This window comes from Polynucleobacter sp. MWH-Adler-W8, assembly GCF_001889925.1.
Taxonomy (GTDB): Bacteria; Pseudomonadota; Gammaproteobacteria; order Burkholderiales; family Burkholderiaceae; genus Polynucleobacter.
Window position 1 is genome coordinate 1 of sequence record NZ_LZFI01000010.1, and the last position, 16,180, is coordinate 16,180.

The window sequence follows — 16,180 nt, forward strand, 5'->3', positions numbered from 1 at the left end:
GTGGTAGCGATTCATATAGACTCATCGCCTCAATAATATCATTGGCGAGCTCTAAGCTCTTGACCTTTTGCTCCGGTGAAATAGCCAAGCCTTCTGCATAAATGAACTCCACATCGGTAATGCCGATAAAACTAAGGAAATCTTTGACGTATTTTGTTTGGGTATCTTTATCAGTTCCAAAATAGAGGCTACCCCGAGTAGCCAGAACAATCGCCTTTTTACCGGTTAGCAAACCTAAAGGACCAGTAGCTGTATATTTAAAGGTCACACCTGCTCTAGCTAAATTATCAAAGTAAGATTTAAGCTGAGATGGAATTCCAAAGTTATACATAGGCAAAGCCAGTACTACCGTATCTGCATCGCTAATCTCTTTGATTAGATCATCGGATTGACTAGCAAGCACTTTTTGCTGACTAGTACGCTGCTCAGGCGGCGTAATGAACGCGTTAAATTGCGCGCCATTTAAATGGGGTAGTGGATCCTTTGCTAAATCGCGACTCACGATTTTCACGCTGGAATACGTTTTTTTAATACGCTCAAGCAGTTTATTAGACAACTGTCGTGATTGGCTGCTATCACCTTGTATGCTGCAATTAAGACACAGTACGTTATTCATATTTAAGCCTATTTATATAGCCCTATTATGCAATAACAGTAGTGGACTTTAACGGACTCATTGGCAATCTGGCTGAAGATCAAGGGCAAATTAGACCAATGGCATGAGCCCGACACTCTCATTCGCAAGCTCTGCTAGAAATATCTGCATAACTGCTTTTGGCATAGCAGGAGAGACGCAATAACTTGCTCTTTTTCCTGTGGCTTTCTTTGCAATCAACTTTACCTTTTCTAGCTTTTTTAGATGAAAGCTTAAAGTACCTGAGTCAACATCAAACTCCTTAATGATATGTTTGGGCGCAACACCCTCATTTCCGGATTGAATAATGAACTTAAATATTTTTAATCTAATCTCAAAACCTAGTGCTTCAAAAATGGCGCAATACTTATTGATATTCATATATCCTCCAAACTAATGCAACTTAACAATCGAGTGGGTCCTACGATGAATTAATCGACTCAGAGTGTCTAAAGCTACTTTTACCCAACCATGAAGTGCTAATTGGTGCATCTTATAGAGGCTAATGTACATACATTTAGCGAATAGCCCCTCCACCATAAGGCTGCCACCAATGAGACCGCCCATCATGCTGCCGACACTGCTGTACTCACCTAGAGAAACTAGAGATCCAAAATCTCGATACGCATAAGGTTTCAGGGGCTCCTGCCTCATGATCCGATTAATTTGTTTGTAAATATGCGTTGCCTGTTGGTGCGCCGCTTGAGCGCGTGGTGGCACAATACCCCCCTTGCCATTATTTGCTTCGGGCCATGGACAGGCCGCACAATCTCCAATCGCAAAGATATTTTGGTCCAGAGTAGTTTGCAATGACGATAAGACTAACAATTGATTGACGTGATTAGTTTCTAGACCACCAATACCCTTAAGGAAATCAGGCGCCTTCACTCCGGCTGCCCAGACAATTAATTCAGCAGGTATTTCAACGCCATCTGAAAGCAATACCTTATCCGGTAACACTTTTTGCACCTTTGCGTTGGTTATGACTTCAACACCAAGATCTAGCAATAGTTTTTGAGCAGCGGTGGAAATCCGATTAGATAGTGCTGGCAATATTTTAGGGGCCGCTTCGATCAATATCACTTTTAGATCTTTTTCTGGATCAACTCTATCCATTCCAAAAGAAATGATTGCGCGAGTAGTTCTATGTAACTCTGCAGCAAGCTCAACTCCAGTTGCTCCTGCACCAATAATTGCAACTTTAAGCTGATGAGGAGCCAAAGGGTCGGACTGAGCTTGTGCTCTTAAACAGGCATTAACCAAACGTAAATGAAAGCGCTTTGCATCGGCTAGTGATTCTAGTCTTTGTGCATATTGGGCAACGCCTTCCGTCCCAAAATCGTTTGTCAAGCTACCTATGGAAATAATCAGCGTGTCATATGAAATCGTTTGTATTGGAGTTACCAATTCACCCGCTTCATCAAGAACAGGAGCAATTTGGATTTGCTTTCTTTCTCGATCAATACTGATTAGCTCGCCCAATCGAAATTTAAAATGGTGCCAATGCGCTTGAGCAATATAGTCTAACTCTTGATCGGCAAGGTCCATAGAGCCTGCAGCTACCTCATGGAGTTTTGGCTTCCAAATATGCGTTCTGTTCTTATCAACAAGAGTAATACTTGTTTTATTAGATCCTAAGTCATCGCCTAATTTGGTTGCTAACTCAAGCCCGCCTGCGCCTCCACCCACTATGACTATTCGATGTGCGCTTGACATGTGTGCTCCTAAACTTTGGCTAGCCTAAGATCAGCCGAACATTGACGGACCTTGGAGACTAATGCGGCAACATTTTCTGGCGGCGTAAATTGGCTAATGCCATGACCCAGATTAAATATATGCCCATCTAATGGACTTCCCTCTAGCACCTTTAAGGTTGATAAATCTTCAAAGCATTGCTGAACCCTTTTTTCAATCTCTTGTGGATTGGATAGAAGGATAGATGGATCAAGGTTCCCTTGTATAGCTATATGTCGGCTACTTGCATGATTAATCAGCCCACGGGCCCTAGCTAAATTGATGGTCCAGTCTATGCCCAATACATCGGCTCCTGATTTAGCAATATCACTTAACCAAATGCCCCCTCCTTTGGTAAATAAGATGATAGGTACTGGATCATATTTAGGATTACTACGGATGTCTTTAACAATCTTTGACATCGGCCCAAGAGAGTATTGCAAATAATCCTCTGAAGTTAATAAACCACCCCATGTATCAAAGATCATCACAGCCTGAGCACCTGCATCTATTTGTAGGCGCAAATATTCACTAACCGATTGAATATTGATATCTAGAATTTTCTTCAAAAGATCAGGCCGCTCATACAGCATTTTCTTGGCTAAGGAAAAGTCGCGAGAGCCTGAACCTTCAATCATGTAGCAAGCTAATGTCCAAGGACTTCCAGAAAACCCAATCAAAGGTACTTGCTGCTTACCATTTGAAGTTAGCACCTTTGCTATTGAGCTAACCGCATCAAATACATAACGTAACTCTTCCATGTTAGCCACACGTAATTGATTTACCTCACGTTCAGAGGTTAAGGGCTTAGCAAACCGAGGCCCATCGCCATTTTCAAACGATAACTCCAATCCCATGGCATCGGGAATTGTTAAGATATCTGAAAATAAAATTGCAGCGTCCAAGTCAAAACGATCGATTGGTTGCAGCGTTACTTCGGTAGCAAAATCCGGATTTTTAGCCAGATCCAAGAAACTTCCCGCCTTAGATCTAGTCTTTCGATATTCAGGCAAATATCTACCAGCCTGACGCATCAGCCAAACAGGCGTTCTATCAGTTTCGCGACAAAAACAGGCTCTGATGAATAAATCGTTTTCTAACTGAACTGCCATAAATGTTCATTAATAATTTAGCGTAATCGCTCAACATAAAAAGTGGCTTTTTCAAGCGCATCCTCAGCATCCATACCAACCATATCTGCCCCAAGATCCCCTATTAGCTCGGGGAACTGATTAAAAACAGGGCTACCGATGATGACACCTACATTGGGATTTTTAGACTTAGCTTTAATGCTCTCAATTAATTCTTTCAACTGCGGAAATTGCTCTCGAACGCTAGCTGATAAACCGACAATATCAAACCATTCGTTTGCAGCCATAGAAACAATATCTTCTTCAGTAGCAGCCAACTCACCCCATATACGCCATCCAGCCTTTGCAAAAAACTCGGAGACCATAAAGAGACCTAAATTATGTTGTGAACCAGGCAATGGAACCAACATAATGCTAGAGCCAGTTTTACCCTGCTCAGCATATTGCTGGAAAACAGGACTTAAGTCATACATTAGTTGCTTAATTCGCCAAAGCGCTATTGTGACCTCTGTAAAGCTAGATTCATCCTCTTCCCACATCTCCCCTAATTTTCTAGCAACAGGAGTTAGTAGGAGCAAGTAAATATCTTCTAACGCAGTTCCAGAAGCATGCATTTCTTTTACGTAGTCAACAGAAATACGCGCATCTTCTTGCAATACCAATTTAGTTAAATCCTCAACAGCTTTTTGATCGATGATTTGCTTAGCCGGCAATTGCGCAGGAATAGATGAATCTAGGTGCTGCTCAATAATATGGGGAAGAATGTTCCCTTCAATAGTTTTAACCAGTGATTCCAGGTACTCACCTTCTGTACAAGCTTTTTCTATTGGATGAGTATTTTTATTTTGCTGGAGAGATGATTTTGTAGGCGCATTAGATACTAAGCAATCCTCCCACATATCATTAGAGGCCTTAGTCGCTTGTTGTTGATCTAACTTGAAATCGTCACGAGTAGATTTCTTTTTAAAACCTGCAATGCTCACCAGTTTGGATAAATTCATGAACATCGCTTGATCAAGACACGGTCTCAAAAGAGTTTTTTTGAAAAAAACCGTGGCTGCCTAAGAGCCTCTTTATTGGAATAATTACTTTATAAATTGATTTAGATCAAATCACAAAGACTTATTTGTAGGTGCTTTCCCTAGAGCCCTTTGTTTCATCATATTGAGGCTCTAAACCGTAGCTCTTCGTTAGCTTCCATATGTAGTCAGGGACCATATTTTTAATTTTGTGCGGTGCAGTATTCCGTAAATGAATAACAGATTCAATTGCCTTCATCTCAATTCTTGCTTTTGCAAACTCTAGACCTCGAGGTCCAAACCTAGGCATTACCCAAGCAAATATTCCTCTTAAAAAATTCGGCATTCGTTGAAGTGGCAATCCGCCAGCCGCTAATTCCACATTCTTCATAAAACCCTTAACAGGACTTAAGCGATTGCCAGATGAAGATAAAGGCTCCAAAATTAGCTCCGCCGCAAGTAAGCTTGCTAAACCTTTTCCTTTTTCATTGCGAATAATCACCCACTGCTCACCTGTGCCCGCCATGTACCCAACTGTAATATCAGAAAGTGAATTGACATAGTCAACACAGGTCTTACAGGTTGTAGGGAAAAAATCTGCTGGCAAATTAGAGAGAGGCAGCTTTAAAAAGGGTATTTCTTGCTTTTGACCATTTTCAAAGCGAATCTCAACGTGATAGTCAGCCCTAAATTCTAGATAAGAAATCGTTTCCGGCTTATCAGAAAGCAGGCCTAAGAACTGATGAAAATGCTCAGTAGTAGTGTTATCGGAACAAGGGGAGCCAATAATCAATAATTTCTCAAAGCCAAACTCTTGTTCGAGTGCTCTGGCGGCATAGACCTGGCATGGAATACCCACCATAGCTACTTTTTTATATCCCAGATCTTTTGCCTGCTCAAGATATTGAATGATTGGGGCATAGCCCATCTTCATACCCCTGCATTGCGCCATATCCTGAGGTCTTGTCACGATTACCGGAACAGGCTTCCAGCGGTCATCAGCATCAGAGCGCATTGTAATGACAGCATCAACAACACCCTGCTCTAGCAGCACCTCACAAAGTCTCGTGATAATTCCAGTCCACTGAGCGCCTTGTAGCGGGGTCTTTAATCTAGCCCTAAACATTTCTAAATACGGTCCAAAAAAGACCTCATCAGATTTATCTGTAACGCGTTCCCTGCCGTGAACTAAGGTCTCAAATTTAGGGTAATTGGGCTGAATAAACTGACAGGCAGTTGCGCAACGTTTAGGCTGCTTAGTTCGAGATACCCCGCAATCGGTGCATAAATCACGAAATGGGGCAATCTCAATTGACTCCACTCTTTATCAGACCTTATACAAAACGCGCTAAAACTCTTTGTTTAATCTTTTCCTTAGACAGTCCATAGTTATCTAGAAGTAAATTAAGCTCACCATGCTCTACATACTCATCAGGCAGCCCTAGCAATAAGGTTTGAATATGGATATTGTTGTCTGACAGCACTTCTAAGCAAGCACCACCGGCGCCACCCTTAGTAGCGCTGTCCTCAACAAAAACTAGTCCATCGTGACTATCAGCGATTTCTATTAATAATTTGTCATCTAAAGGCTTCACAAAGCGCATATCTACCACGGTGGCATTGATTTCTTGGGCCACGGAAAGAGCGGTGTAAAGCAAGGGTCCAAAACAAATGAAAGCAATTCTTTTCTTTGGCGGTGAGGTCCTATCTATTGGACGTACTATGAGCCCCTTGCCAATAGGCAAAGTAGCTAGGGATTCACCCGCTGCTTCCAATCCGATTCCGGCACCGCGAGGATAGCGCACAGCCGCAGGACCATCATGCTTAAAAGCAGTTGTTAGCATTGCTCGGCATTCCTGCTCATTTGATGGCGTCATCAACACTAAATTTGGTAGGCAGCGTAAAAAAGCAATGTCAAATACTCCGGCATGCGTTGCCCCATCAGCACCGACCATACCAGCTCGATCAATAGCAAATACGATAGGTAAGTTCTGCAAGGTCACATCATGTATCAGCTGATCGTAGCCACGCTGCAAGAAAGTTGAATAAATCGCAACTACTGGTTTTAGTCCCTCACAAGCAATTCCAGCCGCAAATGTAACCGCATGTTGCTCTGCTATTCCTACATCGTAATATCGATCAGGAAAGCGCCTTTCAAAATCCACCAGTCCCGAGCCCTCACGCATAGCAGGAGTAATGGCAATCAAGCGTTCATCTGCCTTAGCCATATCGCATAACCACTCTCCGAATACCTGGGTATAGGCCTTCTTAGACACGGGCTTTGCCTCAATGCCCACTATCGGATCGAATGCGCTAGGGCCATGATAGGCAATAGGATCGAGCTCTGCTAATGAATATCCCTTGCCCTTTTTTGTAATAATATGAAGAAACTGAGGGCCCTCAGTTTGAGCAAGCGTTTTAACGTTTTCTAGAGTTGAAATTAATACATCTAAATTATGGCCATCTATTGGGCCGTAATAATCAAACCCAAACTCCTCAAAAATCGTTGCAGGGCCGACCATTCCCTTTGCATGACCTTCTAATCTTTTTGCAAATTCACGGATGGGTGGCGCTACAGAGAGTACTTTATCGATACCTCTTTTAGTAGCCGCATACATAGAACCAGAGATCAATTTCACTAAGTAGCGGTTTAGCGCTCCTACCGCCGGTGAAATTGACATCTCGTTATCGTTCAGAATCACAATTAGCGGTACTTTTTTATACACGCCAGCGTTATTCATCGCCTCAAAAGCCATACCAGCACTCATTGCACCATCGCCAATAATTGCTACTACATTACGTTTCTCATTTTTTGTTTTAGCAGCCACTGCCATTCCTAAGGCCGCTGAAATACTTGTAGATGAATGGGCTGTTCCAAACGCATCATATTCACTCTCACTGCGTTTAGGAAACCCTGAAATACCGCCAAACTGCCTCAGACCAGACATCGCCTCCCTGCGGCCAGTGAGTACTTTATGAGCATAGCTTTGATGACCCACATCCCAGATCAGGCGATCATAAGGGGTATCAAATACATAATGGAGTGCTATTGCGAGCTCTACTGTCCCCAGGTTTGAAGAAAGATGACCGCCCGTACTTGAAACAGAGCTCAATATAAAATTTCTAAGCTCTCTCGCTATTTGAGGGAGCTTAGAAATTTCATAGGCCCGTAATTCTTCTGGGTTTGATATGGTTTCGAGTAGGTTAGTCATTTTTAGCATAACCAACTCATTTAGAAGAATATATTTTAGAAATAATTTGTTTATATTCTTCCAGATTCGCATCGGAAGATTGCTTTAATGCATGAATTGGTGCGTGCATAAATTTATTAGCAAGTGCTATCGCCATATGTGAAAGGACAACCATGGGGTCATCACCGTTAGCAATCCTTCTACTTGCTTTTTCCAACTCAATCTTTTGATATTGCTCGCCGACGTTTTGAATTGACTTAATAATTGGTACAACGGCTCTTTTTTCTAAGGTTTCATAAAACTCCACGACACCTCTTTCGATAATCTTTTCAGCATCACCAATAGAATCCACACGATTTGCTTTCCCGGCGCTTACTATTTCACCAAGATCATCAATAGAGTAAAGATAGGCATTTTTAAGAGTCTTAATTTCGGGCTCAAAATCTCTTGGTACCGCTAAATCTATCAGAACAATGGGGCGTGATTGCCTAGCTTTAAGAGCTGTTTTAATCATTCCCATGCCAATGATTGGAAGCGAACTAGCAGTACAAGAAACAACAACATCGTATTCATGTAACTGCTTTGGTAGCTCAACTAAAGGGAATACATCTGTTCTTAAATTCTTATCGGAAAAAGTTTTAATTAACTCGCTACCCCGATCAACAGTTCTATTTGAAATTGCAATCTTTTTTGGGGCCTTACCTGCAAAGTGATTAGCGCAAAGCCCGATCATCTCCCCAGCGCCAATAAATAAAATATTGCAATCACTGACTTGTCCAAAAATACGCTCAACCAGCTTAATAGAGGCGCCCGCTATTGATATGGAGTGCGCTCCAATTTGTGTGTTGCCTCGAACAACTTTTGCCACTGAAAAAGTTTTATTAAATAAGGGCTTTAAGTAAGCTCCCAAAGTCCCAACCTGATTAGCATTTTCTATAGCTTTTTTCATTTGCCCTAGGATTTGTGTTTCTCCCAGAACCATTGAATCCAATCCACTTCCGACTCTAAAGGCGTGTTTTACAGCATCGCTTTCTTTTGCTGAATAGATGTAAGGACGTAACTCATCTTTTTGGACATTATTTTGAGCCGCCAACCATTCAAAAGCCCGATCTTCCAAATGGTTCTCGGTATATTCAACATCATTTGCTGCACAATAAATTTCCATGCGATTACATGTAGACAATATAGCTACCTCTGGTTTATGTCCCGAGCCATTTCCCTGTAAATATTTACGTAAATCGATAAGTGAGTCCTGCAAAACCTCAGGCGAGACAGCAACACTTTCTCGAATGTCGACTGGCGCTGTGTGGTGATTAACACCGAGGTTTAAGAGCTTCATGCCTGACATACTTTTAATAGGCCCCTGGGTTTAAGACCATCGTTTCCCAATTCAAGCGCATGGCGATGCTTACCCATATTAAGTATGGAACCATTAGTAATGCGGCTAACTTTCTAATCGGCCACATCACTAAAATAATCTCCAACACTGAGCCCCACAGGAAGCATGCTTCTATTAAGGACCAGTCTGGATGGTGCATCCTGAAATAGAAAACACTCCAAAGCACATTTAAAAATCCATTCAAGAAAAATAAAGTAATAATTTTATTTTTCTGAGATGAGGATGGATTGCTATTGAATGCAATCATCCAGGCGATTGCTGATAAAACAAAAATAATGGTCCAGATGACACCAAAAGCCCAATCTGGGGGTTTCCAGTCCGGCTGCTTTAATGAAAAGTACCAAGGGCCTATTTCTGTTGCAAGACCCCCCATTAATGATGTGCCAACCATCCAAATGGCAATCAGCAAAAGGTACTTATGTTGAAAGAAAATTTTCATACCTTTGCTAACCCTAGCAGATGTCCCATATCCTTAATAAAGATTCTGAAATGTGCAAGAGGTTTTTTGCGAACCAACTTTTTGTTCATATAAGACTCAAAGGTGAGTCTTTGCACATCTTTGTCCTCACACATTTTTACAAAACTCTCGCGACGTTTATCAGTTGAATACCAAAAATATTGCATGATTCCAAGCACCAGAAACGTCATACGATGCTCTTTCATAAATCTTTTTCTCGCGAGTTGTAGTTTTGCCGGGTTTTGTGTCTCTATAAATTCAGCAATAGCCTCGCCCGCTAATTGACCACCAAGCATGGCGTAATAAATCCCCTCACCAGATGCTGGCGCTACAACTCCTGCAGCATCACCAGCCAGTACAACCTGCTTTCCGTCATCCCACTTTTTTAAAGGCTTCATAGGTAGCGGTGCGCCCTCATGTCGAACTAGCTCAGCATGCTCTAATCCAATATCCTTCCTCAATTTCCCTACTGCATTACGGAGCGAAAAACCCTTATCAGCACTTCCAGTCCCAACGCTGATCGTATCGCCATGGGGGAACACCCAACCATAAAAGTCAGGAGATACCGGTTGTTGATAGAGAACATCGCATCGACTTGCGTCAAATGAGCTTGGGCTGTCCTTAGGAGTTTTAATAATCTCGTGATAAGCAAATACATAATTTGCCTCTGCGCACCCCTTAACCCCGGCACTTCTACCCACTTGGGATTTAGCACCATCGGCGCCAATAACTGATTTGGCTAAAACGCTCTTTATAGAACCATGATCGCCATCACGGGCGCCCCTAGATCGATAATGAATCCGGACATGAGAATTCTCCCTTGTCAGGGTTTCAAATAAACCATCTTCTCTTTCGGCGCCCGCATTTACGGCACGCTTTCTTAACCATTCATCAAATTGTGCTCGATCCACCATTCCTACAAAACCATTTTCAATCGGAATATCTACTGCTTTCCCGCTAGGCGAAACCATGCGTGCTGATTTTGCTCGAGCAACCAGTAATTCATCAGGAATCTGAAAATCTTTAATTAATCTGGGGGGAATAGCGCCTCCACATGGCTTAATTCTTCCCCGTTTGTCCAGCAAGAGAACTTTCATCCCCTTTAGCGCTAGAGTATGTGCAGCGGTAGCACCGGCTGGTCCACCACCAACAACTACTGCGTCATAAATCAATTCTGATGACATTGTTCACCCCGCCTTGAATTCATTAGTGGATTTGCGTTCAACCAAAGATGCCATGTAGGCAGAAGCAACAAATAAAATTGCCTCTATAAAAAATACACTTGCATAGGCCCAGGCAGGATTCGTGAATATTGAACGGGCTAGATCACTAGCGCCAGCCCCCAATAGGCCTCCAAGACCAAACGCTATTGCTTGAGCACCACCCCAAAGGCCAATTCTGACCCCCTCTTTTCCGCCACCCCCAACTACCGCCAAGCGCATCATTGATGCGATTGCCGCAATTGAAAACGCTCCATTTGCAAGACCCAAAACATACACATTGAGCTTTAGAGGCCATTCGCCTTCTAATATTCCGGCCATCACCAATCCAAACATTGCCAATGCTGATGCGAGGCAGCCATAAATCATCCATGACCTTAAAGACCCGAAGTAGCGCCTTAATCTACTTGAGCCACAAACGGCAACTAACAGCATTCCAGTTAAAACCCCGGAATGTTGAATTCCTGAAAGACTAGTCGTTTCTCCAAGCGTGTATTTGAAAATGATTCCCGCAAAAGGCTCCAAAATTAAGTCTTGGGCACTAAAAGCAAGCATCGACAAAAAGATAAAAATGGTGAATTTTTTAGTATCCGGATCGGATAGGATCTCACTAAGGGCGCTCTTGAAAGGGATTTTTTCTTTGGTCTTAGATATCTTATTTTCAAGGTCAGAGCCTTCTAGCCTGTATAGGGCTAATGATGTAAGTGCAATAGCAACTAGCGAGATGATCCCTGAAATCAGAATTACCTTTTCAGGAGCATAGGGATCTAAAAATTTCCCTGCTAATCCACTAGTCAATGCAAACCCAAAAATCATCATCAGCCAAACGGTTGTTGCTGCAGCCGCCCTACGATCGTCACTCACACCTTTTGCCAACAAGGCAAGCAATGATGTACCGCTCATACTGACACCAATGCCAATTAAGAAGAAGGCTACTATTGCAGCCAAAATTCCGATAATTAAATTAACGCCCATCAATGTCGTAGCAATAGCCGCGCCAAATCCACCCAATGCTAGCAATGCAACACCGCCGATAATCCAAGGCGTTTTCTTCGAGCCACTATCGGATTCAAAACCCATCCGCGGCCTAATAACCTGCACGAAATAATGAATAGCAACCAAAAGCCCAGGAAGGCTAGCAGGTAAAGCCAATTCAACCACCATAATGCGGTTTAGTGTTGAGGTTGTCATGACGACAATGGCACCAATTGAAGCTTGGACAAGACCCAATCGCACAATACTGAGCCATCCAAATGTAGAGTGACGAGTGACAGCTTGAGCAATTGCGATACTCATGATCCCAACTCCATGCTGTTGACTGCAAATGCTGCGACCATCATCCCCGACACTAACAATGGAACGCCAAAGCCACTATAAAAAAGTGCTTTTTGTATAGGTTTTTTGAGGAAATCAACTAACAGGAAAACCTGCCCCATCATTAATACCCCAATAACGATGGTATAACCCTGCTTATCCCAATAAGACAATAAGATCATTACCAAGATCTGCGGGATTAACATAAATGCCGCAGAAAATTGAGCTGCTCTTTTTGCTCCCAGCTGAACAGGTAATGAGCGCACGCCCATTTGTCTATCGCCCTCAATCGCCTTGAAATCATTCAGGGTCATAATGCCGTGGGCACTTGCGCTATATAAGCCTGCGAGCAATAGCGATGGCTTATTTGGAATAGATCCACCTGATAACAATGTTGCGCCTGTTATCCAAGCCAAGCCTTCATAGCTCACTCCACAAGCAAGGTTTCCAATCCAACCATTATTTTTAAATCGTATCGGTGGCATGCTGTATAGCCATGCCAAGACTAAAGCTAAAACAGTCGCTAAAAATCCAATTACACCTAAGTAGCTAGCAGCATAAAGCGAAATCAGAGACCAAATAATGGCTATATATAATCCCCAACTTCCAGGAATTCTGCCTGATGGTATTGGCCTATCTGGTTCATTGATTGCATCAACATGACGATCGTACCAGTCATTTACAGCCTGACTTGAAGCGCAAACAAGGGGGCCAGTTAAAAGTAAACCCAAGAAAAATATTGGGAGATGTTGATTGATTGTTTCACTGCCAGTGATGGAGCCGCAAGCAAACGCCCACATTGGAGGAAACCATGTGATAGGTTTCAAAAGCGTCAAAATTGCTCTAGGTTCTGGCAGATTCATGCAAATGATTTTGTCATTGACATTTTAAAGTGTCAATTAAATTTGACACTTTTATAGCCTGTTTTTACCAGTGAAAACCCTTATATATCAATGATAAAGCCAGTTTTAGGGATTTAAGCTGCCTCTAATAAGGATTTTGGTAAAGAGAAATTGACGTTCTCTTCAACACCATCCATTGCCAGTATTTTGGCCTTACAAATGACTCCTACCGCTTCAATAATTTTGGCGGTTAATGCCTCGGGAGCGGATGCGCCAGCGGTAATTCCAATATTAGCTACCCCTCTAAACCATTTATTTTGGATTTGGCTTGGTTCATCAACCAAATAAGCAGGAATATGCAAACTGCTAGCTAATTCTTGAAGTCGTTTGGAATTTGAACTATTTTGACTTCCGACAACAATAATTAAGTCGACTTGAGGTGCCATCGCCTTAACGGCATCCTGGCGATTTTGTGTTGCATAACAAATGTCTTGTCGCTTAGGCGCGTGTATCTGCGGATATCTTCGAACTAATGCAGCAGTAATCTCATGAGTCTCATCAATGGATAAAGTAGTTTGAGTTACGTAAGCCAATAAATCACTCTCACTAAATTTTAATTTGGCTACATCAGATAAGCACTCAATAAGATGAATGGATGCATCAACTTGCCCCATAGTCCCCTCTACCTCAGGATGGCCATGGTGACCAATCATAATAATTTGATAACCACGCTCTTTTAAGCGCACTACTTCAGCGTGAACCTTGGCTACCAATGGGCAAGTAGCGTCAAAAACTGTAAGTTCATGCTCATCAGCCTCAAACCTCACTGCCTTAGATACACCATGCGCACTAAATATAAGAATAGCCCCCTTAGGGACGAGAGACAAGTCGTTTACAAAAACAACTCCCCTACTTTCAAAATCTTTTACTACATAAGCATTATGAATAATTTCATGCCTTACATAGATTGGGGCACCGAATCTCTTAAGGGCTTCCTCCACGATGAGGATTGCCCTTTCGACGCCTGCACAAAATCCTCGCGGTTGGGCAAGATAAATAGTTTTAGATGAGATCATATAAATTCTCTCTAATGATTGTTCTTATAACCCCACTTCCATAACCACTCATTTGGAAATGGAAGTATGAGAAATAAATGCTCCAACAGACCAAGCCCTAATAAGGTACCCAAAAGTGCAGAAGATGTTGTTTCAAATAGGGAAGATTCAGAGGCTGCATGAGACCAGATTGGAATAAGAATAAGCAAAGACACGAGAATAGAGAAAGGCATCAATAAATTCATAGCCCTACGTCTAAAGTATGTAATTAGATATTTCAAATGCTGAGGCAAAAATGCTTCATTAAAATTCAAGACTCCCAAAAAGATATTTACCTTAGTGCTTTGCCTCATCCCCCACAAAATAACGTAGGTCCAAAAGCCAGTTTGATTGGCGGAGTCAAGATTAATCAAAAATAGAGCGAGACCCAAACCCAATAAAGTTAATTCGTGATAATTGATCGTTTGAAATGCATACCAGGCACGTCGTAAGCCTCCTGAATCCTTTGGGCAATCTGATCGCCGTGATCCTGTGATGTAGCCGAGTAAAAATGCAAGCTCTTGCCACCCCCAAATAATAATGGCACATGTAAATGAACAATAAGCGCCGGCAATAGTTGCTTCCCGACTAGATATTTGTAGGCCCCAAAATGCAAAAATCAGGGTCACAATCGAAATAACAAATATTGCTTTGTAAAAGCGTCTTGGAAGGCTATTAATTTTTAAAATAAGTCCTGTACTAAACCACCATATAAAAATGGTAAAAATTAAAGGACTTATCCAAAAATACATGAGTAGTTACCAAACAGGGGCAAGACGAATGTCTTGAGGAAGCTCATTTGGAACAACAGGCATGGTATAAATTTTCACAAATGTAACCATTGCGCAGGCTGCTAGGTATCCACGCTTGATTAGGGACAAAGGCCCTCCTATTAGCTTTAACTCCTCAACCTCATCGGAAATCCTTCTTAATTTGTCGAATCCTTCCCAGAGTCGTGGATTGTCTAAATCAATAGTGAAAGGAAATACTTGCTTAGTAATATCTGAAGTAATTTGCAATACTTTACGGTCATAGTCTGATGGGGAAACACCGAGCGCCTTATGAAACTCTGGACGGGAATGATCTCTAACATACATCGTGGCATATACCGCCAATAAGAAGAAACGAATCCAGAGCTTATTAACACCACTTAGCAGATTTGGGTTTGAGCGCATCAATAAAGCAAATGCTTCGCCATGGCGAAACTCGTCGTTACACCACTTTTCAAACCAGAGAAATATTGGATGAAAACGTAATTCAGGCTTGTTTTGAATTATTCGGTAAATCGTAATATATCTTGCATATCCGATCTTTTCCGATAGGTAGGTTGCATAGAAAATAAATTTCGGCTTAAAGAAGGTGTATTTTTTAGTTCTTGCCAAGAAACCCAAATCTACGCCAATACCAAAATCCTTCAGCCATTGGTTAATAAATCCAGCATGCCTACTTTCATCTCGAGCCATATAAGAAAAAAGGCTTTTAAGATCTGGATTGTTAATCGATTTTTTAATCTCAGAATAAAGAACACAACCTGAAAATTCGGATGTAATCGAGCTAATTAAGAAATCTAAAAATTCCTGATATAGGCCATCTGGCAAATGCGAATAATCCTTGGACATATCTTCAGGACGTTGAAAATGCGCCTGATTAATATCCTGATCAAATTCTTGCATTAATTTATCCCATTCAGGCTTTACAGAAGAAATGTCAAATCGATCCATTTCATCAAAATCAGTTGTATAAAAGCGTGGGCTAAGAATGGTATTTTCCAAAGCCCTATCAGTTGATTCATTAATTGGACGAACAGAATCCATGCTGGTAGTGGATGCGCTCATGCCTTTACTCCTTCATGCATAATTAATGGGCTAATTTCTTGCTTCACATTTGGCCTTGGGTATCTTTTGGCTTTACTGAATCGAGTTGTAGAAAAACTGACCTCGTACAACATAGTAATTTCTAGCCTTGCAGTAAGGTAGACCCACAGGCGCGAAAAAATCCCAGCCTTGGAAACCGTCGCCGTTCTGCTGTAGCTGAGAATTTCTCCATATTCAATATCTACGATTGGGTTATGTACTAAAACTGCATCGCCTGGCCCCACCTTGACACCATTAAGATCAACGTGTGCATACAAAAATTCAGATGTGTTGGACATATCAATATGACAATTCACTAACTGTTTTGACAT

Annotated in this window: 16 protein-coding genes; all 16 read right to left on the reverse strand. The window is 41.9% G+C overall.

The genetic code is table 11. The features are described from left to right. On the reverse strand, positions 1-616 hold a 616-nt coding region (locus AOC28_RS10205), incomplete at its 3' end, for an NAD(P)H-dependent oxidoreductase (RefSeq protein ID WP_143143933.1). 90 nt (positions 617-706) lie between these two features. Next, on the reverse strand, positions 707-1,015 hold the full coding sequence (locus AOC28_RS10210) for a winged helix-turn-helix domain-containing protein (RefSeq protein ID WP_072583881.1): 309 nt from the start codon (positions 1,013-1,015) through the stop codon (positions 707-709). A 12-nt stretch (positions 1,016-1,027) separates the two neighbouring features. Further along, complete coding sequence (locus AOC28_RS10215; RefSeq protein WP_072583882.1) at positions 1,028-2,350, reverse strand: NAD(P)/FAD-dependent oxidoreductase; 1,323 nt, start codon at positions 2,348-2,350, stop codon at positions 1,028-1,030. Between the two features lie 8 nt (positions 2,351-2,358). Continuing rightward, on the reverse strand, positions 2,359-3,480 hold the full coding sequence (gene hemE, locus AOC28_RS10220) for a uroporphyrinogen decarboxylase (RefSeq protein ID WP_072583883.1): 1,122 nt from the start codon (positions 3,478-3,480) through the stop codon (positions 2,359-2,361). A gap of 17 nt (positions 3,481-3,497) precedes the next feature. Next, entirely contained in the window at positions 3,498-4,460 is a 963-nt protein-coding gene (locus AOC28_RS10225; protein WP_072583884.1) for a cobalamin B12-binding domain-containing protein, read from the reverse strand. Between the two features lie 121 nt (positions 4,461-4,581). Then, positions 4,582-5,799 carry a Coenzyme F420 hydrogenase/dehydrogenase, beta subunit C-terminal domain gene (locus AOC28_RS10230; protein ID WP_072583885.1) on the reverse strand — a complete coding sequence of 406 codons (1,218 nt, stop codon included), beginning with the start codon at positions 5,797-5,799 and terminating at the stop codon, positions 4,582-4,584. A 13-nt stretch (positions 5,800-5,812) separates the two neighbouring features. Further along, on the reverse strand, positions 5,813-7,690 hold the full coding sequence (dxs, locus tag AOC28_RS10235; RefSeq protein ID WP_072583920.1) for a 1-deoxy-D-xylulose-5-phosphate synthase: 1,878 nt from the start codon (positions 7,688-7,690) through the stop codon (positions 5,813-5,815). A 16-nt stretch (positions 7,691-7,706) separates the two neighbouring features. Further along, positions 7,707-9,008: a glutamyl-tRNA reductase gene (hemA, locus tag AOC28_RS10240; RefSeq protein WP_068949785.1), complete on the reverse strand. Its 1,302-nt coding sequence runs from the start codon at positions 9,006-9,008 to the stop codon at positions 7,707-7,709. Positions 9,009-9,021: 13 nt separating this feature from the next. Next, complete coding sequence (locus AOC28_RS10245) at positions 9,022-9,507, reverse strand: TspO/MBR family protein (protein WP_072583886.1); 486 nt, start codon at positions 9,505-9,507, stop codon at positions 9,022-9,024. Further along, entirely contained in the window at positions 9,504-10,709 is a 1,206-nt protein-coding gene (locus tag AOC28_RS10250; RefSeq protein ID WP_072583887.1) for a geranylgeranyl diphosphate reductase, read from the reverse strand. The genes AOC28_RS10245 and AOC28_RS10250 overlap by 4 nt, the downstream gene beginning before the upstream one ends. Before the next feature lie 3 nt (positions 10,710-10,712). After that, entirely contained in the window at positions 10,713-12,041 is a 1,329-nt protein-coding gene (locus AOC28_RS10255) for a BCD family MFS transporter (RefSeq protein WP_072583888.1), read from the reverse strand. After that, positions 12,038-12,922, reverse strand: coding sequence for a chlorophyll synthase ChlG (gene chlG, locus AOC28_RS10260; protein WP_072583889.1), 885 nt, complete (start codon positions 12,920-12,922; stop codon positions 12,038-12,040). Before chlG ends, AOC28_RS10255 begins: the two co-directional genes overlap by 4 nt. 113 nt (positions 12,923-13,035) lie before the next feature. Then, positions 13,036-13,977 (reverse strand): 4-hydroxy-3-methylbut-2-enyl diphosphate reductase, encoded by a 942-nt coding sequence (gene ispH, locus AOC28_RS10265; RefSeq protein WP_072583890.1) that lies wholly within the window; start codon positions 13,975-13,977, stop codon positions 13,036-13,038. An 11-nt stretch (positions 13,978-13,988) separates the two neighbouring features. Beyond that, a complete protein-coding gene (gene puhE, locus AOC28_RS10270; RefSeq protein WP_072583891.1) occupies positions 13,989-14,747 on the reverse strand; it encodes a putative photosynthetic complex assembly protein PuhE in 759 nt (252 codons plus the stop codon). Positions 14,748-14,753: 6 nt separating this feature from the next. Further along, entirely contained in the window at positions 14,754-15,830 is a 1,077-nt protein-coding gene (gene acsF, locus AOC28_RS10275) for a magnesium-protoporphyrin IX monomethyl ester (oxidative) cyclase (RefSeq protein ID WP_068949108.1), read from the reverse strand. After that, positions 15,827-16,180: a hypothetical protein gene (locus tag AOC28_RS10280; RefSeq protein ID WP_072583892.1), complete on the reverse strand. Its 354-nt coding sequence runs from the start codon at positions 16,178-16,180 to the stop codon at positions 15,827-15,829. The genes acsF and AOC28_RS10280 overlap by 4 nt, the downstream gene beginning before the upstream one ends.